Source organism: Pseudoalteromonas sp. ABE4_541, from assembly GCF_056312285.1.
Window position 1 is genome coordinate 39,622 of sequence record NZ_JBSVEM010000017.1, and the last position, 22,306, is coordinate 61,927.

Below are 22,306 nucleotides of genomic sequence, written 5' to 3' on the forward strand. Positions count from 1 at the left end.
GTGGCTTACACGTGTTGGGTAATAGACGATGAAGTTGCCGCCCACAAAGGTATTGAAATTGCGCTCAGGCCTTATAATGAGTTCACTATAACTCAGCATTTCTATTCTATAGATCAAGTGCCTAAGAATTGTGCTTCTGAAATTGATGTTATTTTTTTGGATGTACAAATGCCAAGGGCAAATGGGTTTACATTATTTGAAAAATGGCGAGGCAGAAAACCCATTGTTGTTTTGGTCACTGCATACCAGCAATATGCATTACAAGCTTTTGAAAATCATGTTTTTGATTATTTACTGAAGCCTATTGATGATACTCGTTTTGAAGATGTTATTAATCGATTAAAGGCACGGTTAAGTGAACAGAGGTTGTGTAGCACGATTACAAAGTCACTATTATCAAATAACCAGATGCCAAGTATTAAAGTCAATACAGATCAAGGGCTTCAACTGATATTGATAAAGGATATAATCTACTTTCAAGCTGTAGGTGATTTTGTATGTGTAAAGTTGCATGACCAAGAACTGCTGACACGAAGCACTTTAAAAGCATTTATTTCTAAGTTATCGATTCATGGTGTGGTACAGATCCATCGTTCGTTTGCTATTAACATGTTGATGATGGAGCGTCTGGAAAACGCGAGTTTTGGTGATGCTTTGGCTTATATGCGATCGGGTGATACTTTAAGAGTTAGTCGCCGTTTTAAAAAACAAGTTATAGCGTCACTTCAATCTCTCTAAAAACAAAGAGGTCAAGTCACTTGTTTCATGACATACCGATGGCATGATCGGTAATCATCTCTTTGCTCATCACCGCTGGTGACATAACTAAATTCAGTGGATCACGTCAGCTAATTGCCAAACAGGCCGTCAAGGCGTGAATCTTGAGGCCATCAGCTTAACCAACCCATCCCATCCTTTGACGTAGGCCGGAACAAGGCGCGCAGCGCAACCATCCGGAAAAAATGATGAGTTTACTTAGATACAACCTTACTTACCGTGTAGAGTATTGTAGATGAACTCAGGATTTGGTCAGAGTCCCATCAAATTTAACGGTAGCCACTTTGAATTATTTAGCACACCTGTACTTAGCACAGCCCAATGCAGATTCTCATTTTGGAAATCTGCTTGGCGATTTTGGTGGAACAAGGCAGGTAAAAAATTTGCCAATCACAGTGAAAAAGGCATTGGATAATCATTATTTAGTCGATAAATTTACAGATAACCATGCGGCAATTAAAGACGCTAAGCGGTATTTTTCTCAGCAACGTAAACGATTCGCAAGTATTGCCATTGATGTCGTATTTGATCACTTTCTAATTCAACATTGGGCGCAGTTTAATCACGAACCATTAGCTGACTTTAAGCAAAACAGTTATCAACTTTTGAATCAACGTCTTGCTGATATGCCTAGTAGAATGCAAAAAGTTATCAGTAATATGACCCAAAATGATTGGTTTAAAGAGTATGAAACGATAACTGGCATAGGCGTAGCTCTTGACAATATTGCAAAGCGTATCCGTTTTCCTAATCATTTTTATGGCGCAATTGAAGATATTCAGTGTCACTACAACGAATTAGAAGTGCTTTTTTTAGAGTTCTTTCCACAATTAATTGATCATGTAAATCAAAATGCGATTGAGGGCAGCAAGGTAAGAAGGATTGTTAGACACCACGATTAAAAGCTGCTTGCTGGTGGTGCCAGTGGGGCAGGCCATCTAACTTAGAAGTTATGGAGTTCGTCTAAACCTTTCGTTTTAAAGTGCCAGTCTTTTGATGAACGCCCCTTTTGATGACGCCATAGTGCAATTACATCTAAGACGATGGATTGGCGTGATTGGAATGTGTGTTGTCATGATCCGATTGCTCTTGGCGTTATATGCTGGATTAAACTGTACATATCTTTTTTAAACATACAGTCAATAGGAGAATATGATGGCCAATACGGCATTAATTACGGGCGCATCAAATGGTATCGGGTTAGAGCTTGCAAGAACTCATGCACAACAAGGCGGAAACGTAGTACTTGTGGCACGCTCAGAATATAAGCTCAATGCATTAAAACAAGAACTTGAAACAGATTATGCTGTAAGAGCTGATGTTGTTGTTATGGATCTAACTCAGCCTGATTCGGCGCAGCAGGTATTTGACTACACACAATCAAAGGGGTTGATCATAGATGTGTTGATAAACAATGCAGGTTTTGGTGGACACGGTAAATTCCATGAGCGAAATTTGGTTGATGATCAAGCCATGATGCAACTGAATATGGTAACCCTAACCAATTTAACCCATTATTACTTACCGGGTATGGTGGAACGCAATCGGGGTAAGATTCTCAATGTTTCATCAACGGCTTCATTTATACCAGGACCTTTGCAAGCCGTTTACTATGCGACAAAAGCTTACGTGACCTCGTTTAGCCAAGCAGTTGCTGAAGAAGTCAAAGCACATAACGTGACTGTTACCGCGCTGTGCCCAGGCACTGTGGCGACAGGTTTTATTGAAGCTGGCGATTTACAAGGTGTAGATGCTTGGAAAAACGCCAAATCTGCACAATCTGTTGCACAGTGTGGTTATAAAGCGATGCAAAATGGGGAATTGGTAGTATTCAACGAGGCATCGCTGTCGTTTATGTTAAATTGGGTTATACCTTTGCTACCAAGAAAGTTGGTGCTGAAAATATCTCGCCAATTTATGGAAAAAAGTGATAAATGAACAGAGCAAATAAATTTCTGATTCCATCCAACTGGCAAGTACTGTTGCATGACTTAGGTATTGACCTGAGTACGGCACTTGCCTACGCGGAATTACCCAGTGCGCTATTTAAGCAACAGAAAGTTTACTTAACACCTAGTCAATATTTTGCGCTTTGGCAAGGAATTGAAGCAGCCTCTGGAGATACTGAAATTCCACTTAAACTAGCAAAGGTAATGCGGTTGGAATCATTTGATGTGCCGATTTTTGCGGCTATCTGTAGTCCTAATCTCAACGCTGCGTTTAGTCGGTTAGCGCAATACAAGCCACTCATTGGTCCTATGTTGCTTGACCTTGAGATATCAGAATCTGGCACCACAGCTGAAATTGACTGCTATGGTTATGAAGATGCTTTACCAAAATGTTTTATCCTTGCTGAGTTGGTCTTTTTTACTCAGCTTACTCGGCTGGCAACTAGAAATCACATAGAGCCTATTGAAGTGGTTGTGCCTGAGCTTCCAAAAAACCGGCAAGCGTATGAAGATTACTTTGGCTGTAAGCTGACATGCGGTGATAAAGGCAAGATCCGCTTTACTGCTGATGACGCAAAAATGCCTTTTATAACGAGTAATCAAAGTATGTTGAGTTTCTTTGAAGGAGAACTGCAAAGCCAACTTCAAGTGCTCTTTAACGATGAAACTCTGACTGATAGAGTGGCAGCTATTTTGCTTAAATCTTTGCCACAAGGACAAAGTAGTATTGAGTATGTAGCAGGTCAACTGGCAATGAGCAAACGTTCATTACAGCGAAAACTGACGGCTGAACAGCAGAGCTACCAGCTGGTATTACAACAGGTACGTGAACAACTGGCGGAGCACTACCTAACACAAACCGATTTACCAATCATAGAGATCTCCTTCCTACTGGGGTTCCAAGAATCTAATTCGTTTATTCGTGCTTACAATGGGTGGACGGGGAGCACGCCTGCTCAAAAGAGAAGCACCGTTTAACTTTTACAGCCTTAAAAACACGACTTTATTTTATTTAGCCATTCAGTTTCTCATGATCAAACCGATAAATAGCTTGGATACTGGTATTTCAAGGATTGAACATGAATATTCAAATACATCAAAACAACTTGTTTGTGAGCGTTTCGATATTAGCTCAGTCTCGAAAGTCTGATAATTTGGCTAAGCTGCATCTTCGCGCTCAGGGTGAGAGCGAGCCTGACGACAAGAAGCTGCCGCAGTTTATGCTTTCTAAAGAACTCGACGAAGAAGCCGCAAAGTACAAAGAAGACAATGCCGTATTTAAAGAGGAGTATGAAAACCTAGAAAAGGTCATGGATCTTCTTCAAGCACAAATTAAAAAGCTACAAGCACGTATCAACAAGTTAATGCAGTCTCAAGAGCAGCGTTTTTTGAAAATTGAGCCACAACCAGAGCAACAGCCTGCTGAAGACGGCGTAACCGTTGAACACCATGGTAGTAAAAAGTATCGTGATTATTCAAAAATTGATGAGATTGAGGGGTTGGAAAAGCAGCTAAATGAGCTCAAACAAAAAGAGGGAGAAACACGGGTTTTGATGATTAAGGCAATACTTGCAGAGCGAGAACGATTAGAAGAGCTAAAACGAAAGAATAAAAAGTAGCCATGAAAATAGCACTACGTACTCTTTAAAAAGTCTGGAAGTTTTAAAAAATAGAGTGGTTTTTGCAGTATTGGGTTAGGAGTTTTTATAGCGAGCTCAATAATCTGTTTAAAAACAGTGTTATTGATGGAATTATGATAGCTACTTTTTAATAACAATAATAAAGCGGTAAGCTGTTAAGCGATTACAAGAGGGTTTTGTGAAAAATTTTATCATTATTTTTTTATTTATCATGTCTTTTGCTTCAAGTGCATTGGAGTCAGTTTTAAACATTAAATCAAAAGCGCTTGGCGAGCAGATAGAAGTTAAAATTTATAAACCAAGCTCTTACAATGAAGTAAATCAAACAAAATATCCTGTGATTTATGTTTTAGACGGCCCCCAGCATGCAAGTCATACTGTTGCTAACGCCGCTTTTCTCAATTCAACCGATGTTATGCCTGAAATCATTGTAGTGGCTATATCCAATGTGAATCGATATAAGTTTTTCACGCCAACATTGGTGGAGCATAATGGGCGTGAATCAGGAAAAGCAGACCTTTATGTGCAGTTTTTAAAGTCTGAGCTCATGCCCCAAATAAACAACAGCTATAGAGTATCTGGCTTCAACATGATTGCAGGACATTCATTAGGGGGGTTATTGGCCGCTTATATTTTACAGTCAGAGCCTAACTTATTTGATGCATACTACATGTTTAGTCCATCTATGTGGTGGGATAATGAAACGCTAATTAGCCAAATGGATGCAAAGCCAAATATAAAAATGCCTTTTGTGTATGTCAGCATTGCGAACGAGCAGGGCAAACAAAGAGCCGCTTATGAGCATTATAAAAACAAGCTTTCAGTGGCTTATCCTCTTGCCATTTATCAAGAATTTCCCAATGAAGATCATATGACGACACCTTTGATATCACAAATTAGCGCATTTCGTGCGCAATTTTCCCACTGGTTACTCGCATTCGACGATGTCGTTAAAAATCCACAGGTATTTATTTCTCATTACCAGAAGCTCAACAATCAATATGGCACAAACGTACAGGGAAAAGAGTGGGAAATTGGCCAGCCAACACAGCATATTATTAATGAGTTAAAGGATATAGACAAAGCTTTAGTTGCCAGTGATGTGCATTTTAAGATGTTTCCTCAATCGCAATGGGCTTATAAATCAAAAGCAGATGCGCTCGCATTAAAAGGCGATATGTCCAGTGCTATTTCATACATGAAAAAGGCGGTAAAAATAGCTGAGGAACAAAATGACCAATATCTTGGTTTGCTGCAATCAGCACTTAAAACACTGACAGATAAAAGTAACGAGTAACAAACGTTGACGCCTAAAAAGTGCGCCTCAGTCAGAGGTGCTTAGGCATCTTGTGTTTAACTAGGTGGCTGTTCGTTATTGTAGGTTCAATGTACTGACATTTTTAGTATGCCTGAACGCTGACCATTGGTTTTTCAGCATGTTATTAAATAACCTCAGCTGCACATAAGAGAGCTTGCCCAATAAAGCTATTTCGCTCACTCTCTTCGTTATTTTCATTTGTAATAGCTCGCTATTACTTCACGAAAATGCCTTGATATTGAACAAAATATCGTCATTGGATATTGAAGGGGTTGCAATGTCTCTCTTCTAAGCTATCAAAACTCTTATCCGCAGCTGAGGTTAAATAACTTTCTTTGCAAGCCACCCATGCAAGACACGTAAATAACACCAATTTCATAAACATCTAAACTAATATTAGCCCCCTACCAAACATTCAAAATCACATCGACAACAAGACTATTTGTAAGTTTCTGCCACAATAGATATTGACCTGTCTAAAGCTTCACAGTTTATAGTTTGCTCATGAATGAGAGGAAAGCGCATGTACCGTATTTCTGAGTTGGCACAAAAGGTGGGGTTGAGTCGTTCAACCATACTTTATTACGAAAAGCTCAAACTTATTTGCGCTAAACGGCAAACAAATGGCTATCGCTACTATTCAGAAAAAGATGTTCAGCGACTAAAACTGTTGCAGCAATTACAGGCTGCAGGGCTTACTTTAAAAGAGTGCCAAGCTTGTTTGGAGGCGCAAATTGACAGAGCGTTGCTTGTGCATAGGCTGGAGGTGTTAGACGAAGAAATTGCGCGAAAACAAACAGCAAGGGCGCTTCTTTGTTCCATGCTTGGTATGGATTCGATGAGAGACTGGCATCAGGCAATGGAGCAGGAAGCGCCAACGGCACACTTAGATTGGTTAATAAAACAGGGCTTTAGTGAAAAACAGGCTCTGCGGCTTAAATGGTTATCAAAAGAGATGAATGAACATGAGCAATACATGGCTGAATTTGAAGCGATCTTTCAAGATTTAGAGTACTTGGGACCTGCAGATGAGGGGGACACCCTCAAAGCGCTAAGCGTCTTACCATTTAAGTTGGGCAATGTACTTGAGATTGGTTGTGGAAAAGGCACTACCACGCTTTGTTTGGCAAAGCACTCTGCTTTTAGTGTGACTGCACTCGATAATGATGAATATAACTTAAGCTGCCTAAAAGTGAAGGTGAAAGAAAGCGGGCTTGAGCATCAAGTTGTATCGATTTGCGCGAGTATGACGGCAATGCCATTTGAGCAAAAGCAGTTTGATGTGCTTTGGTCACAAGGCAGTGCTTATATTATGGGCGTCATGAATGCACTGACTAGTTGGCAACCGTTTCTTAAACGCAATGGTTACTTGGTGATCAGCGACTTAGTTTGGTTGAGCAAAAACCCCGATGCCAAAGTCATCGAGTTTTGGCAACAAAACTATCCTGATATGACGACGATCGAGCAGAGAATTCAAACAATGATGGAAGCAGGCTATGAAGTCATAAATAGTTTTACGCAAAGTGAGCAGTCATGGTGCAACTATCTAGAGCCATTAAAGCAAAAGATAAAGCTGCTCGAAGATAAACATTTTACTACCAGTGCACTCAATGACTTGCGTCAAGAAGTTCACATGCACGAGCAATACTTAGGTCAATATGGCTATCAAGTATTTGTACTGAAAAAGATAGGTTAAACAATGAGTATTAGAACTGAAAACCCTTCAGACACCAGAGAAATTGAAATTCTGATTTATCGAGCGTTTGAGAACCACCCACATCATGAATCGGGCGCTAAACCGGCGGAACATTGGATAGTAAATAAACTGCGTGACGCAAAAGCACTATTGCTATCGTTGGTGTTTGAAGACCAAACGGGCATTATTGGTCATATTGCATTTTCACCGATTTGTGTAAATGGTGAGGAGACTGCTTGGTATGGGTTAGGCCCGTTATCAGTCAAACCCGAGCGTCAAGGAGAAGGGGTTGGTAGCGCACTGATCCGCGAAGCGCTATCACAACTAAAAACACAAGGTATTGAGGGGGTCGTATTGCTCGGTGAGCCTGAATATTATGGTCGATTTGGTTTTGAGTCACAGTCAAACCTGACATTTCCAAATGTTCCGCCTGAGTATTTCCTCGCGCTGTCGTTAACGAACCATATGCCCAGTGGTGAAGTGAGTTATCACAGGGCGTTTCTCGACAGCTAAATGTTGAGCGGCAGGTAGAGATAAAGGCAGCGTCATTTAACGTTTAAATAGTGTTACGAGATGGCGCTGATAAATATAAGGCAGTTGGATTTAAATGAAGCCAAGCAATATGAGCTGTAATACATTGTAAATAATGTTTTTATTTCAAGAGAGGCTTGTAGTCCGTCGCAAAATGTGTAGTATTTAACTAATAACGAACTAATAGAAAGTAGGAGTATTTGATGATTGTATTACCAACCCACCCGGCAGAGAGTCAACGCTAGGTTTTAATAAACTTCTCAACCTTAATTTGTCAATTCTGCCCGGTGTTGCTTTAACACGGGGTTAATGTGTCCCATTATCCCTATTGATCCTCCATTGTGTGCACGTCACACAGACGAAGGGATATTTCAATGAATCTAAGTTATTCATTACGCCAATTAGGTTGGCAACCATTTTTTCAACAACAACTATCTTTAGAAGAGTATGAACATACTGTGTGTGGCCGAATTATGGCGCATCATCGCAGTGAGTATATTGTGCAGCTTGAAACACACAGTATTGCCTTAGCCATTAATCATAATTTGCCCAATATGGTGGTAGGAGATTGGATCTTACTCGATAAAGAACTGCAATTTGTGCGACTGTTGCAGCGAAAATCTTTATTTGCAAGAAAGAGCGCTGGCTCAGAGGTAAAGCAGCAAATGATCGCGGCCAACGTTGATACGCTGTTTATTGTGATGTCTTTAAATCAAGACTTTAATTTAAACCGTTTAGAGCGATATTTGACGCTTGCACACGACGCAGACGTTGAGCCTGTGGTGGTACTGAGCAAGCGTGATCTTTGCGGTGACGTGCAAAGCAAAGTAGCGCAAGTACAAGCGCTAGACCCATTATTGATGGTTGTCGCGCTAAACGGCTTACAAACACAAGCAGCTCAATTACTCGCGCCTTGGTGTGGTAGTGGTAAAACAGTGTCGTTTATGGGCTCGTCAGGCGTGGGCAAGTCAACGCTAATCAATCGCTTGTTAGGAGAAGAAGTCAGCCAAACCAATGTTATACGTGAAGATGATGACAAGGGTAAGCACACCACAACGGCACGCTGTTTGTATATTAGCGAGCAAAATGGGGCGGTGATGGATACCCCAGGTATGCGTGAACTGCAATTGGCTGGGAGCGAGCAAAGCCTGCAAACCACGTTTGCAGATATTGAAATGCTTGCACAGCACTGTCGATTTAAAGACTGCCATCACCAAAATGAACCCAATTGTGCTGTTCATCACGCGCTAGAAGAAGGGCAACTAGACGCTCGCCGTCTTGTTAATTATCAAAAGTTGTTAAAAGAGCAAGCACATAACAACGCCAGCTTGAAACAGCAACGAGATAAAGACAAACAGTTTGGTAAAGTGGTTAAACAGGCAATAAAACAAAGACAACTAAATAAAGGAAGGTAACGAGTAATAAAGCCGGATATTGCATCCGGCTTTATTCAGACGGTTTTCTGCTAAAACGCACTTCAAGAGAATTTACATTTTTTAATATTAAGCTGGTACTTCAATATGTTATCTATGATAACAGCTGATTAAAGTAAGAAATAAATGAGTTCAAACCAGCCAAAAGCTTGCTTTTGATTGAGGGCTCGCTACAAAATACAGACCGATCAGCAGGCGTAATCTCTATTTGTACTTCAGAAGTATCAGCAAATGCGGTACCGCATCTAGAAGAGGATACAGAACCATTTTTCGTGACTTGGTTTGACCATTTGTAATCTGTATGTTTTGAAGAAGTGAATGCGTGATAATTTCCCACATTATCAACTATTACTTTCACATGCCGCTCTTCGCTTCCTTTTTCTGGGCTAATCCACTCACTAGCATTACTCAGAGTTATTTCTTTTCTTTCAAAGCCTTTATTTTCTATGTGATACGTTAAATTTAACACTCTGAATTCAGGTGGTCTAGGTGTTGGGGCGGGAGGCCAATTAAGCACTCCGAAAATAATGGCTACTATAACGCCGATCCCAACCCAATACGGGTGTGCTAATATTTTACCAAACATTATTAATTATCCTTATACTTTTATTAGGTTTTAATCGATTATGTACTTACTCACAGAGTTTTTTGGGTGATTAAATGTAAATGATTGCGGGGTGGGTTTTTCCTTTAATTATACAGGGCCTACACTTAAAGTAATGAGCAGCGCACTATTACTAATGACGTAAAGAACGGAATCATAAAAGCCAAAAACTAAATGCAAACGCTCAGACAATATACTAAAGCATAACTCTAATAGCTTAGATAAAACAATAGGTAAGCTGAGAAAATTTAGATAAAATCTAAACTGACATATATTGGCATTAAAATGTGTAACTGGCCGACAAGTCGAGCAATCCACATACAAAGGATAAGTCCACGTGGTTTAGTGACAGTGTAGATCGCGCCAATCTAGCGATGCCTTATGACTACAACATGCTAATGACGAAATCAAAGACACCCACCATTGAATACATGCTGGGAGAATGAGCTTTAAAAAGTGTGGAAACACCCAATCATTAGGATCAAAAGTGCGCATAAACGGATAAGTCTTGGAGTTTAAGCCTTTCTCATCACTAAAACGGGTTTATCGCGCATGACAACGCACAGTAAATAAAATAGTTAGAAATGTAGAGTTGAGATTGTTCTGTTTACTAAGCTAATAAACGTTCGCAGTTTGCTAGATTTGTCCGTCGTCGTTTTTGAAGCGTTTGGCAGTAAGCAGTTAATTTTCGCTCTCGGCCAACAGCACCGTGAAATACCCGGGAAAATTGCGTGGTGAGTTTTATCCAGTTTTCTGGCTCTATATTTAGCCGAGTGAGAATGGGTTGCGCTTCGTTGATGTAACCGCATTTATCGGCACGAATGATTTTGCCTGTTAATTCAATCAATTCAATATAGGATTTGAGCTCAAAAGGCAGTCCTTTTGGCATCTGTTTTCGAGGGCTGCCAGCAAAGCGTAGTAGGCTCTTTGATTGTTTTCCTAGCTTTGCGTGGTCAATACGCTTCTTGATGCTGGTGTAGTCTGAGGTTTCAGGCGTTGCGGCGATTTTGGCTCTAATCGGGTTTAAGTCTACATATACCAAACAAGCAGCCAGCGCCGCTTCATCTAGTAGGGCTTGAGATTTAAACCGCCCTTCCCAAAATCGGCCAGTACAATTATCTTCTTTATTTGCTCGGCGGGCGATGTCTTCGTTGAGCACTCGCATAAACCAGCTAATGTCAGCCAGTCTTTCTCTGTACTTGGCAATATGCACATCAAGTATCAACTGCTCTGATTGACTGAGTGGCTCACCACCAATAAGTTTATGGCTAAGCCAATTACCTTTAAACAATTTATGCCATCGCAACACAATCGCTTTATCCGACAGACGTTTAGCTTTTTTATCGTCAACATATAAAACAATGTGAGTATGATTGCTCATCACAGCATAAGCACAGACATCGATACAAAACACAGACCCCAACATCAGGAGCTTTTTTTCAACCCAATCGCGGCGATGTTCGTATGATTTTCCAGTAAATTTATCTTCACCGCAGAGAAACGCACGCCTTACACAACGGGAGACACAGTGGTAGTATTTGGTATCGGTTAAACTGATTTGTCTTTTGCGAGCTGTTGCCATAGTTTGCTTTCCTCAATCCTTTGAGTGCAGAACTAAATGGTAGACGATGCCTTGGGTTTGCACAAATTTGTGGTGGGTGTCAGTGATTTAATTTAGTGGGTGTCAGTGATTTAATTTAGTGGAAAAAGGGGGGAGTTAGTCAAAGTAATCCAACTCCCTAGGGGTTTTCAAGTCAGTTCAGAGCACTATTGAGGTTTAGTGACTCGGCACTTGGAGCAAGGTAAATTGCTATCTTTCCAAGCTCCAGAGAAGCTATTGTGCATCCAACTCTCCATTTTCACCGTATCGCCACTGGAGTTTTGAAACTCAACAGGAAACGGGTTCGCTCTTACATAACGGATGGAATCAGGAATACCTGCTTGGCTTGCCTTAATTGCAATCGCCAGTGAGAAAGGTATACCAGATGATTTACCCCCTGAAGCACAGTCAGCGTCACAGCGAATCAATATACGCTCATATTCTGTTGACACATTTAGAGTGGAAAATTCATTATTTATTTCGGTGTTTAACGCTGAGGGAGAGTCAAGCCCTACAAACTTGCCTGTTCCAGACAATTTGTTGTGCACTTCAAAAAAATTATCTAGTTTAGTAACATCAAGACCAAGCTGATTGGCATAGTGCATTTGCTGTAAATTACGTTCTTCAAGGTACCTAGCTTTAAGCTCGGGTGGGGCTGTTTGGCCTGAGTTTAGATACCATTGATATTCAATGATTGATTCCATTTCATTAAGCTGCTTGTATTTTCTTTCTAGAGCACCAGAATTAAGCTTCTGATAAATTTGTGCGGCATGTAAATATTTGTCCGACTCTACACCTATTTCCTCTGCCACTTTATCCAGTTGTGTTTTAAATCCTTCAACTGTATTCGTTGGTTTTGCGCTTACTGATACCGATAATGCTAAGCAAGTGCCAACAATAACTCCATTTAATCTCATTTTATTTTCTCCTCTTTCCTTAAAATAGCGCGATAATTGAGAGTTGTTAGGGTCACAAGAAAAGAACTTGCCTTCAAAAGGATCCTTGCAAAAGACTGCCTAATTAAAGCCAGCTTGTGTAGACCGCCAGAATTCAAAATCTTTGCTTTTAACTCAACCTACCCTATAAGGAACTCCATGAGCTTGCCGACCACGATTTCTGAAATCATTATGGCAAACCATCAGGTCAATATCGCTTGAAATAAATATATTCGAATTAATTGTTTGTGTAATTTCTAGGTTATAGATTATGTGTTAATTTTTTTGTTGTAAAGGTTAATTTTGTGTTTGCTTTCTTGGGCGGTTTTTTAGTAGATTTATGTCTCTTCTATATAGATATAGGTTAACAATCAATACATTGGAATAACACTCAAAAATAGGAATATTATGTCAGTAGTAACAATTAAAAAGAACGAAGACGACACTTACAGTGTATGTGTGGATAGTAAGGTAATCGAAGGCCCATTCACTAAAGCAGAAGCGGAATCAAGAAAGAGTCAACTTGAAAGTGAAAAGACCCATGTTGTGTTTCAAAAGCCTGATGAGAAAAAACAGGAATCGATAAAAGAAAAAATTAAACAAAACAACAAGGCACTTAGTGACGATATCAGTGAGCCAACCTTAACTAATTGAGTACGATAGCAATTTGAGTACGATAGCAATGGCCCAAAGTATTGGGTAACTATCTACGTAAGGAGGCCCAACATAGCGTGCCTACTATCGGGTATATGCTGTAAAGGTGCTTTACAGCATATATCGTAAAAAACAAACCCAGCTTTGGGGCTGGTTTATTCATTTAATTTGCTAAAATTTCAAACACTTGATGCCAAATCACAGCTTAGAAATAATACTCAAGTGTGACTGAGCCGTAGTCGTCATTGCGAATACCGTACAGTGGCATGGTGATGTCGTCGGTGGTAAACAGGCGTACGTCTAAGGTGAGTTTCCATGACTCGCCAAGGCGGCGGCTACCTTCAATAAACGCGGTTCGAGAGCTAGACTCCGTTAAATCTTGGGTGTAACCCAGTAGCAGCTCTGAGCTTTGTACATCGTTTAGGGCAAATCGAGCGCCCACAAAAATATCGTCTTGCAATAGTGAAGACGAGCGCTCATTGCGAGAGTCGCGGTTGTATTCTATAAGGAGCCCCAAGTCTGTTGCGCCCCAAAATCCGACCATGGTGTATTCAAACCCGGCGCTAAATGCACCAAAGTCACCCGTTGAATCATCTCGATGGATGGCTTCTAATTTCCATAACCAGTCGCCAATTGTGGCTTGTATATCAACGCCAAATTGTTGCATTTGATCATATAAAGGCATGGCATTTGGCAGACGCGCATCGGCTTGCAGCGCTGTTAGTACCATATGCGGATCGCGGTTGGTGCCTTTAAACCAGCTCAAGCCTACGTCAAACACATCGATTGAATTGTTATATCTTAGGGCATAGTCGAAATGGTCTTTTTTGTCGCTGCTTTCATAAAATGCATCGTCTGCATCAACGACTAAAAGGCCTCTCAAACGGCCATCAACACCGGGAAAAGTTCGTTCACGAAAGCCGGGAAGTACAAATGCACTGAGCACTCCCCAGTCTCTTAAAATAGTGCCTTGTAACATGGGCTGGCCGAGTTTTTCCTCACCATCAATCGATTCAACTAAATCGGTTTGGTTGATGATATCAACAAGGTGATTTGATTCCGTGACACCCCAAAATACTTTACCTATACCTGCACGGAATTCCCATTCATCACCCACGTGTAGCCATAAGGCTTCACGAATATCAAGGTGAGTACGCTCGTCGTCTAAATCATCATAGCGTGCAAACAATTTGAACGTGAAACTGTTGTACCGGTCCTCATCGCTCCAATAAAGCTCTGGTTCTGCAAGTACTGAACTTTGAAGCTTATCATCGTCTGTAAATAAACGGCTTTGTGCGCCTACTTTACCTGAAATTTCAAGTGCTTGCGCTAAACTCGGAAGTACGAGTAATGAGCAAATGCAAATTTTTTTTAACGTGTTCATATGTGTATGTTACATCCTTGAAGTGGTTAAGCTATTAGCTTGTTCACGCATTGAAAATGTAACTAGCCAATCCTTTAGCTTGTATGCCAATACAGAGCTTTTGCTAGTTGGTTTTTTAATCATGATGTAAAACGCAGCGAGATTTTTGCACCTTTTCTCAGTCGAGTCAATTACCCCAATGGCTATAAAGAGTTACACACGTAACTGTCAATAAGTTCATAAAAAATGCACAAAATTATAATTTTTTATGTGAACATAGTGCTAGTGTATTTTCAGGCTATGGTTGTCAGGTCGATAGGGTAGGTGGGTTGCTAAAGTAAATGCTCTGCTCATTCATAGTGCTGCAATATCGTACTGATATAACAGAGCCTAAATGTGCACGAGTTTACTTTTTGGAGTAAGTAGCTTGGACACATCATCAATGACTATTTCGTCATGATAGATTTATGGGTCACGGAGTAAACAAGCATGAATGCTGGCTTGTGTTTATATAGGTACGCAAGAAAATGCAATGAACTGATATATGCCTAGCCCTATCACATTGAATTTATTTTTAAATTTACTTGTTCGACTTTGGTATGACTTGCAGCCGGTTGGCAAGATTGTAGTATTTACAACCAACTTGGGACTGATGTAACATTTAAAAGTAACTAATGGTTTAAGGAAAAGTTACATGGATATTAATAATAAATATGAGACGGTCGGAACTCATAACCTTGTTCGGATGGAGCACACCGCATTACTGATTGTTATGGCTGGGCTCGCAGCGATTAATTACGAAAGCATAAATTGGTACTTATTCAACGCACTATTCTGGGGGATTGATCTCTTTGGTTTTTACCCTGGCATGATGTATTACAAGTATGTGAATAAAAATGTACCCAAAATATTTTATGTGATTTATAACACTTCACACAGCTATCTGACTTGGATCGTGTTCACTGTTGCTTGGGTTTATTTTTACGGCTTCGACTATGTGTTATTGGCCCCATGGATACATTTAATGGCCGATAGAGGTATTTTTGGTAACACCATGCGTCCTTTTCATGTCGCATTCAATGTCGAAAAAAATGAACACTTTAAAAAATTCGAAAATGCACTTTATAAGTAATTAGTTCAATTTAAGTAATTAGTTCAATTAATTATTTGTGTCGCTGTATTTTTTAACTTTGAAATCGCAAGGTAATATTCTAAACGGAGTAGAGTAACAATGCGCGACTTAATACTGAAAAGTGGGGTCCATCGGCCTTTTTTAACATTGCTAGCCAGCTTGGTGTTTATTATTGCTGCTAGCTGGGGAGCCGGCTATTTAACATTTAAAAGTGATAGCCGGGTTTTTTTTAGAGAAGACAACCTTCAGCTACAAGCATTCGACCAAATGGAAGCTGTTTATTCTCAAAGCGATAACGTCGCGTTTTTAATAGTACCAAAAAACGCAGATGTATTTACCAAAGAAAACCTTTCGCTAATTTACGATTTGACTGAGCAAGCATGGCAAACACCCTATTCAAGTCGTGTTGATTCTATTACTAACTATCAGCATACCTTCGCAACGGGCGACGATCTTATTGTAGAAGATTTGGTCCTTGACCCTGAAGCTCTTGATAAACAACGGATGGAAGAAATTCGTCACATTGCGGTGAATGAACCCTTGCTGGTTAAGCGTTTAATTTCAACTGAAGGTCATGTGAGTTTAGTGAATATCACTGTGCAAATGCCGAGCACAAATGCCGAACAGGCGCTGACAGATGTCAGTACCTTTGTGCGTCAAATTCGCGATGACTTGCTAGCAAAGTATCCAAATGTTGAGATCCATTTAACTGGTTTGGTGATGATGGATGTGGCTTTTGCTGAAGCAGCGTTAGAAGACAATAACACCTTGGTACCACTGATGTTTGTAGTGGTGATGATAGCGATAGGCATACTTCTACGCACTATCACAGGGACTATTTCTACGCTTTTGATAGCGATTGTCGCAATTGTGGTTACCTTAGGTGTGACAGGGTGGATGGGCATTTATTTAACACCGCCATCTGCCGCAGCACCTATAATGATCTTAACGGTTGTGGTGGCTGATTGTGTGCATATTTTGGCAAATATGTTCCACGAAATGCGAAAAGGGTTTGATAAACGACAAGCAATTTATAACAGCCTAGAGCATAACCTTAAGCCAATTTTTTTAACCAGTGCGACGACTGCGTTGGGCTTTTTGAGCATGAACTTCTCCGATGTACCGCCATTTCAAGATTTAGGTAATATGGTGGCATTTGGGGTCATGATGGCCTTCTTGTTCTCTGTTACTTTATTCCCCGCACTACTTGCGATTTTACCCATAAAGCCATTTAAAGAAGACGTTAAAGAGCATTCAGATTTTATGGCCAGTATTAGCCATTTTGTAGTTAAGAACTACCGTATTCTATTACCGGGTACATTATTTGTTATGCTCGTGATGTTGTTACTGATCCCACGTAATGAATTAAACGATAGATACGTGGAGTTTTTTGACGAGTCAGTACCGTTTAGAATGGCAACCGAATTAATGGGGAATGAGCTCAGTGGTGTAGATACCATCGAGTTCTCAATTGAAACAGGCACAGAAAATGGTATTAACGACCCGAAAGTGATTGCGGCGATTGACCACTTTAGTGAGTGGTTAAGAACATTGCCTGAAGTAGATCATGTCAACACGCTCAGTGATATTTTCAAGCGTTTGAATAAAAATATGCATGGGGATGATCCTGCTTATTACAAACTACCTGAAGATAAAGAACTGGCAGCGCAATACTTGTTATTGTATGAAATGTCGTTGCCAGTTGGCCTAGATCTCAATAACCAAATCAATGTGGATAAGTCAGCTACTCGTGTTGTTGCTACACTTAAAAACATGCCCACATATGAACTACTTGAACTCGAAGAACTCACAACAGCTTGGTTTTCATCAAACTATCCCGAGTTGAAGCTAGAAGCAGCGAGTATTTCATTGATGTTTGCACATGTCAGTAAGAAAAACATCAATAGCATGTTGTTAGGATCGGTGTTAGCACTGATGCTGATTTCACCTATCTTAGGCATTGTGATGGGGTCATTTAAATATGGTGCAATTAGCTTATTGCCTAACTTAGTCCCTGCGGGCATTGCATTTGGTATTTGGGCCCTGTTGTCAGCGGAAGTTGGCCTTGGCTTATCGGTGGTTATTGGTATGACGTTGGGTATTGTGGTTGACGATACGGTGCACTTTATGAGTAAGTACCTCACAGCGCGCAGAGAGAAAAACATGACACCGGAACAAGCTGTTCACTACACTTTCCAAAGTGTGGGGCCAGCGCTTTGGTTCACAACGCTGATTTTAGTGGCTGGTTTCTTGATTATGGCGTTATCAACCTATCGTGTGAACGCAGACATGGGAATCATGACGGCAATTACCATCACGATTGCTTTGGTGGTTGATTTCTTATTGCTACCTTCATTATTGATAGTCGCAGATAAAACCAAAAAAGATCCACAGCCAGTGGAAGAAGCTAACAACGTCGTTGCGCAAAATTAAGGAGAAGCAAACATGCTAAGAATATTATCTCGAGTCCTCGTCGCTACATTGCTCTTAAGTGGACAGGCTATCAGCGCACAAAGCGATGATGTCGCCGCGAGAGAAAAAGGTTTGACTATCGCTAAAAAAGCGAAAGAGTTAGACAGTGGCTGGGGTGATTCTCAGTCAGAAGTAGAAATGATCTTGCGTAATAAGCATGGCCAAGAAAGCCGCCGAGCAATACGTAGCAAAAATTTAGAGGTGAAGAGTGAAGGTGATAAAAGCCTGATCATCTTTGATGAGCCACGCGATGTGAAAGGCACGGCCTTTTTGAACTTTTCTCACCCAATTGAACCTGACGACCAATGGTTATACTTACCAGCGCTAAAACGCATTAAGCGTATTTCGTCACGTAATAAATCTGGTCCATTCATGGGCAGTGAGTTTTCGTACGAAGATATGTCTCCGTTTGAAGTTGAGAAATACAAGTACAAGTATTTGCGTGACGAAACGGTCAATGATCGTGCCTGCTTTGTTTTAGAGTACTATCCAGTAGATAAATACTCGGGCTACCCTCGCCAAGTTGTATGGCTAGATAAAGAGATGTATCAGCCGATAAAAACTGAGTACTACGACCGTAAAGACAGCTTATTGAAAACATTAATAGCAAGCGATTACAAAAAATATCAGGGTAAATTTTGGCGCCCAGATAAATTAGAGATGACGAATCATCTTAATGGCAAAAGCACGGTTTTGTTGATGGCTAATTACCGCTTTAAAACTGGACTAGATGAACAAGACTTCAGTCAAAATACGTTGAAGCGTGTGCGATAGTTCACTTTTCTAATCAGCTAAAGCGCCTACATTTGGGCGCTTTTTTATTGCTACAAAATGACGATAGCAGTTATTCCTGTCTAACATGTCCTCCCATGAATGTGTGCATAAAGTGTACAAATGATTTGTCTCACGCGTGAGTCACGCAAAATGTAAAGTGTTAAGCGAGTATTTTGCAATAGACTTTTGTCTCACACGTGAGACAAACAAATTTAAATAATCGGAGTTATTATACTAATGTCTATAAAACAGGTATTTTAGGTGAGTTGAGAGTGTAGTAAAGTAGGTCTCATACTTATGAAAATTCAAATTTGAGTGCAGCAAGAAGTTCACGGCATGAGTGCTCAGCTTTGTTTAGTTACAAATATTAAAAGTAAGTGAATTGTTAACTTTTTGTTCGTTTGAATGTTGACTTCTTTATTTTATTAGCTAGTATGGTCCACCTAGAACAAAAAGAAAGCAAAAATACAATAAGTTGTTGTATGTAATATACTATTCCTAGTAGTTATTGAATATTAAAGCTGAAACACTATCTTGTAGATCCAAATAACGGCAAAACGCATTATGGTAAGTAAAGTGCTTTTTATTTCATAAACGCGAAGAGTTTTTTACATGTTAGTTGCTTTTGTGCAGTGGTAATCATTCGTAAAAATAATTAAGTAGAGCAGATTGTGATTATTGTAAATGGACGACAAAAAGACGAGATCAGTGTTAAAGATCGAGGGCTTTTTTATGGAGACGGAGTTTTCGAAACAATCAAGGTTAGCGGTGGTACGCCAAAGCTATGGGCTATGCATATGGATAGACTGATCCATAGCTGTAATAAGTTGAAGATTGTGTTGCCCGATCTCAAACGTTTACAAGCGGATGTAGTCGAAACAATAGAAAATACGGGCCCAAATTTAGTCTTAAAAATCATCGTCACACGAGGGATCGGCAATAGGGGCTATGCGTTTAGCGGCAATGAAAAACCAACGGTTATTGTTATGTCAGGCCCTGAGTATGTTGCCAACGAACATGATTACATTGATGGTGTGAAAGCTATTTTTTGCCAAACTCGGTTGTCGCATAATCACAATCTGGCGGGGTTGAAGCATTTAAATCGATTAGAGCAGGTTATAGCGAGAGCTGAGTGGAACGACCCTCAGATAAAAGAAGGCATTGTGTTGGATTGTGATGGCTTTGTTATTGAAGGGACAATGTCGAACTTGTTTATTGAAAAGGGCGGTGTGCTATATACACCAAACTTAGATAAATCAGGCGTTAGTGGTGTTGTTAGGCGCAAGCTAATAGAAGCGCAAGAAGCGGCTAAAAATCCTGTTTGCGTTAAGAACATCACTAAAGATGAGCTATTGTGCGCTGATTCTGTCGTGATTTGTAATTCGCTAATGGGCATAATGCCCTTGTCACAAATCGACGATAAAGTGTTCACCGTTAGCCCGTTGATAAAAGAAATTGTTAGCCAAAATCTCCACGATTGTAACTAACAAACCAAAAAACTTGGTGTGTATTTTATGCTTACGTGAAATACGGAGTAAAAGATTAAATGGATCATATTTTTAACTAGAGATGAATACAAAAAGGAATAGGTATTTGCACGGATTAGGGAAGGGCAACTCAAACTTACCTAATTGATCTACCTGTCAGGTACATCCTCTAGTGATATTAACTGTAATTAACCACAAACAATCATTGTTGATATTTTGGAGCGAAAATGTCTTATCATGGCAATTTATCATCGATAAAAAGGATGCTTGCACAAAAAGGGGAAAGACTTAGTGTCTCTAATCTAATTGATGTAGCGAGTGAACTGCACGGCGACAAGAGTATATTTTTTCAAATGTCGGAGACTTCTACTGACAACAGTAAAGGACTATCGGCACAATACTTGAGAAAGAGAGCTAACATTTATAGCAACATCTTAAAAAACAAATACCGTATAAATCGCTACGATAGGGTGGGTATTTTGCTGGATAACAGCATGGAATACCACATATGGTTCTTGGCCATTGTGCGAGCCGGTGGCATAGCGGTGCCAATGAATGGTGGTTTTGATAAGACAGAACTAGATGAGTATTTAACGCAAACAGGCGTGAAAATTCTCGTTACTGAGTCTTGTATATGGGGTGACAGCTACCCAACACAACAAGTAGAGCACTACATTAGTTTAGATGACAAAAATCTAGATGCGCGCGGTTGTTATGTTGAAGACGAGGTGCAAGAGCAATCAGACGAATTTAATGGTATTAAGCTTAGCCCTGATGATGTTGTTCTTATTCCACATACATCAGGCACAACAGGCATACCTAAGCCAGTTACACACACAGACTCGACTTTAGTAGCGGTTTTACTGTCAAACTCTAAGGCTATCTTTACATCAAAAGATGAACAAGCAATGCTCGTAATGCCATGCAATCATTGGATTTCGCATTGTGCTTTCTTAGTGACCTTAGTGTCGTGTGATACCACAAGATGGATGGTGAAAGACTTCTCAGCAAAATTTATCCTTGAGAATATTGATAAGCACAAAACCAATAACTTCATCGCTTTTGCAGGTAACTACGCAAAAATGTATAACGAAGGCTTGGATAACTACAGCCTAGATACCATCAAGATGTGGGTGTCTGTTGCCGATGTAAGTTACGAAGTCCACCAACGCGCATTTGTACAAAAAGGAGCATTGTTACGCGTATTCGGCAAAGTTGTCATGAAATCTTTATTTATCGATTTACTTGGTTCATCAGAAACGGGCGTTCCGGCATTGATGAGAAGTATTTCGTCATATAGTAACCGTTTTGGCCGCTACCTAGGTCGCCCAGTCAACAATAGTTTAAAAGTAAATGTTGTCGATGAGTATGGGAATGAGGTGCCTGTGAATCAGCCTGGGCGACTGGTGGTAAGCGGTCCAACTATGTTTAAAGGCTATTGGAACAATAGCGAGAAAGAGTTAGGAGTGTTCCACAATGACTGGTGGTGGACCGGAGACATTGTGTACAAAGATCGTCGTGGCCGCTTTTATCACATGGATAGGGGAGTCAACTTAATCGAAACCAATAGTGGACCAATCTCAACACTGGCTATGGAAGAGCAAGTTATCAAAGCCGATGGTGTTTTGAATGCATGTGTATTGGGTCTTAATCTCAATGGTGATGATAACCCAAGTGTGGCATGTGTGATCCATTCAGATGTAAAAGAAGAAGAGTACGACTCTATTGTAACGGCGATAAAGCAGTTTGATTTGGCAAAGGAAATCAAACACTTCGTATTTACCTTGAATGAGTTCCCGCGTGGCTTAACAGGTAAAGTATTAAAAAGAAGCTTAAAAAGTCACGTCAGTGAGCACTTTGATAAGAATAAAGACCAGGGAATTAAAGAGATCAGCGTGGTTTGATGACGCATTTCTCGCTCATAATTAGAGTAAGGTAATA

At 40.2% G+C, this 22,306-nt stretch carries 19 protein-coding genes; 15 read left to right on the plus strand and 4 right to left on the minus strand.

What is annotated here, in order from left to right; translation table 11 throughout:
- The 9 genes from ACW689_RS15850 to rsgA all read left to right on the plus strand — a co-directional run bounded on the left by ACW689_RS15850 (nucleotide 1) and on the right by rsgA (nucleotide 9,326).
- On the plus strand, nucleotides 1–738 hold the full coding sequence (locus tag ACW689_RS15850; protein WP_476292920.1) for a LytR/AlgR family response regulator transcription factor: 738 nt from the start codon (nucleotides 1–3) through the stop codon (nucleotides 736–738).
- 323 nt (nucleotides 739–1,061) lie between these two features.
- Complete coding sequence (locus ACW689_RS15855) at nucleotides 1,062–1,679, plus strand: acyl carrier protein phosphodiesterase (RefSeq protein ID WP_476292921.1); 618 nt, start codon at nucleotides 1,062–1,064, stop codon at nucleotides 1,677–1,679.
- Nucleotides 1,680–1,929: 250 nt separating this feature from the next.
- Nucleotides 1,930–2,715: an SDR family NAD(P)-dependent oxidoreductase gene (locus tag ACW689_RS15860; protein WP_476292922.1), complete on the plus strand. Its 786-nt coding sequence runs from the start codon at nucleotides 1,930–1,932 to the stop codon at nucleotides 2,713–2,715.
- Nucleotides 2,712–3,704, plus strand: a complete 993-nt coding sequence (locus tag ACW689_RS15865) for an AraC family transcriptional regulator (protein ID WP_476292923.1) — start codon at nucleotides 2,712–2,714, stop codon at nucleotides 3,702–3,704. Before ACW689_RS15860 ends, ACW689_RS15865 begins: the two co-directional genes overlap by 4 nt.
- 101 nt (nucleotides 3,705–3,805) lie before the next feature.
- Nucleotides 3,806–4,345, plus strand: coding sequence for a hypothetical protein (locus ACW689_RS15870; protein WP_476292924.1), 540 nt, complete (start codon nucleotides 3,806–3,808; stop codon nucleotides 4,343–4,345).
- A 199-nt stretch (nucleotides 4,346–4,544) separates the two neighbouring features.
- Nucleotides 4,545–5,663: an alpha/beta hydrolase gene (locus ACW689_RS15875; protein WP_476292925.1), complete on the plus strand. Its 1,119-nt coding sequence runs from the start codon at nucleotides 4,545–4,547 to the stop codon at nucleotides 5,661–5,663.
- Between the two features lie 544 nt (nucleotides 5,664–6,207).
- Nucleotides 6,208–7,380 (plus strand): MerR family transcriptional regulator, encoded by a 1,173-nt coding sequence (locus tag ACW689_RS15880; protein WP_476292926.1) that lies wholly within the window; start codon nucleotides 6,208–6,210, stop codon nucleotides 7,378–7,380.
- Nucleotides 7,381–7,383: 3 nt separating this feature from the next.
- Nucleotides 7,384–7,893, plus strand: a complete 510-nt coding sequence (locus tag ACW689_RS15885) for a GNAT family N-acetyltransferase (protein ID WP_476292927.1) — start codon at nucleotides 7,384–7,386, stop codon at nucleotides 7,891–7,893.
- A gap of 392 nt (nucleotides 7,894–8,285) precedes the next feature.
- Entirely contained in the window at nucleotides 8,286–9,326 is a 1,041-nt protein-coding gene (gene rsgA, locus ACW689_RS15890; protein ID WP_476292928.1) for a ribosome small subunit-dependent GTPase A, read from the plus strand.
- A 112-nt stretch (nucleotides 9,327–9,438) separates the two neighbouring features.
- Here the strand turns inward: rsgA and ACW689_RS15895 are convergent, their stop codons facing one another.
- From ACW689_RS15895 to ACW689_RS15905, 3 genes are all read right to left on the minus strand, one after another.
- Complete coding sequence (locus ACW689_RS15895; protein WP_476292929.1) at nucleotides 9,439–9,930, minus strand: hypothetical protein; 492 nt, start codon at nucleotides 9,928–9,930, stop codon at nucleotides 9,439–9,441.
- Nucleotides 9,931–10,558: 628 nt separating this feature from the next.
- Nucleotides 10,559–11,530 (minus strand): transposase, encoded by a 972-nt coding sequence (locus ACW689_RS15900; protein ID WP_476292930.1) that lies wholly within the window; start codon nucleotides 11,528–11,530, stop codon nucleotides 10,559–10,561.
- 185 nt (nucleotides 11,531–11,715) lie between these two features.
- Nucleotides 11,716–12,465: a hypothetical protein gene (locus ACW689_RS15905; protein ID WP_476292931.1), complete on the minus strand. Its 750-nt coding sequence runs from the start codon at nucleotides 12,463–12,465 to the stop codon at nucleotides 11,716–11,718.
- Nucleotides 12,466–12,891: 426 nt separating this feature from the next.
- On the opposite strand from ACW689_RS15905, the gene ACW689_RS15910 reads away from it, so the two are divergent.
- Entirely contained in the window at nucleotides 12,892–13,137 is a 246-nt protein-coding gene (locus ACW689_RS15910; RefSeq protein WP_476292932.1) for a hypothetical protein, read from the plus strand.
- Between the two features lie 205 nt (nucleotides 13,138–13,342).
- Here the strand turns inward: ACW689_RS15910 and ACW689_RS15915 are convergent, their stop codons facing one another.
- Nucleotides 13,343–14,521, minus strand: a complete 1,179-nt coding sequence (locus ACW689_RS15915; protein ID WP_476292933.1) for a hypothetical protein — start codon at nucleotides 14,519–14,521, stop codon at nucleotides 13,343–13,345.
- Between the two features lie 673 nt (nucleotides 14,522–15,194).
- On the opposite strand from ACW689_RS15915, the gene ACW689_RS15920 reads away from it, so the two are divergent.
- The 5 genes from ACW689_RS15920 (at nucleotide 15,195) to ACW689_RS15940 (ending at nucleotide 22,269) form a co-directional block, all read left to right on the plus strand.
- Nucleotides 15,195–15,632 (plus strand): hypothetical protein, encoded by a 438-nt coding sequence (locus ACW689_RS15920; protein WP_476292934.1) that lies wholly within the window; start codon nucleotides 15,195–15,197, stop codon nucleotides 15,630–15,632.
- Between the two features lie 99 nt (nucleotides 15,633–15,731).
- Nucleotides 15,732–18,065: an efflux RND transporter permease subunit gene (locus ACW689_RS15925; RefSeq protein WP_476292935.1), complete on the plus strand. Its 2,334-nt coding sequence runs from the start codon at nucleotides 15,732–15,734 to the stop codon at nucleotides 18,063–18,065.
- 12 nt (nucleotides 18,066–18,077) lie between these two features.
- Nucleotides 18,078–18,878 (plus strand): outer membrane lipoprotein-sorting protein, encoded by an 801-nt coding sequence (locus ACW689_RS15930; RefSeq protein WP_476292936.1) that lies wholly within the window; start codon nucleotides 18,078–18,080, stop codon nucleotides 18,876–18,878.
- Nucleotides 18,879–19,549: 671 nt separating this feature from the next.
- A complete protein-coding gene (pabC, locus tag ACW689_RS15935; protein WP_476292937.1) occupies nucleotides 19,550–20,365 on the plus strand; it encodes an aminodeoxychorismate lyase in 816 nt (271 codons plus the stop codon).
- A 227-nt stretch (nucleotides 20,366–20,592) separates the two neighbouring features.
- The gene (locus ACW689_RS15940) at nucleotides 20,593–22,269 is read left to right on the plus strand and encodes a class I adenylate-forming enzyme family protein (RefSeq protein ID WP_476292938.1); all 1,677 of its coding nucleotides are present in this window, start codon (nucleotides 20,593–20,595) and stop codon (nucleotides 22,267–22,269) included.
- Nucleotides 22,270–22,306 lie beyond the last annotated feature (37 nt).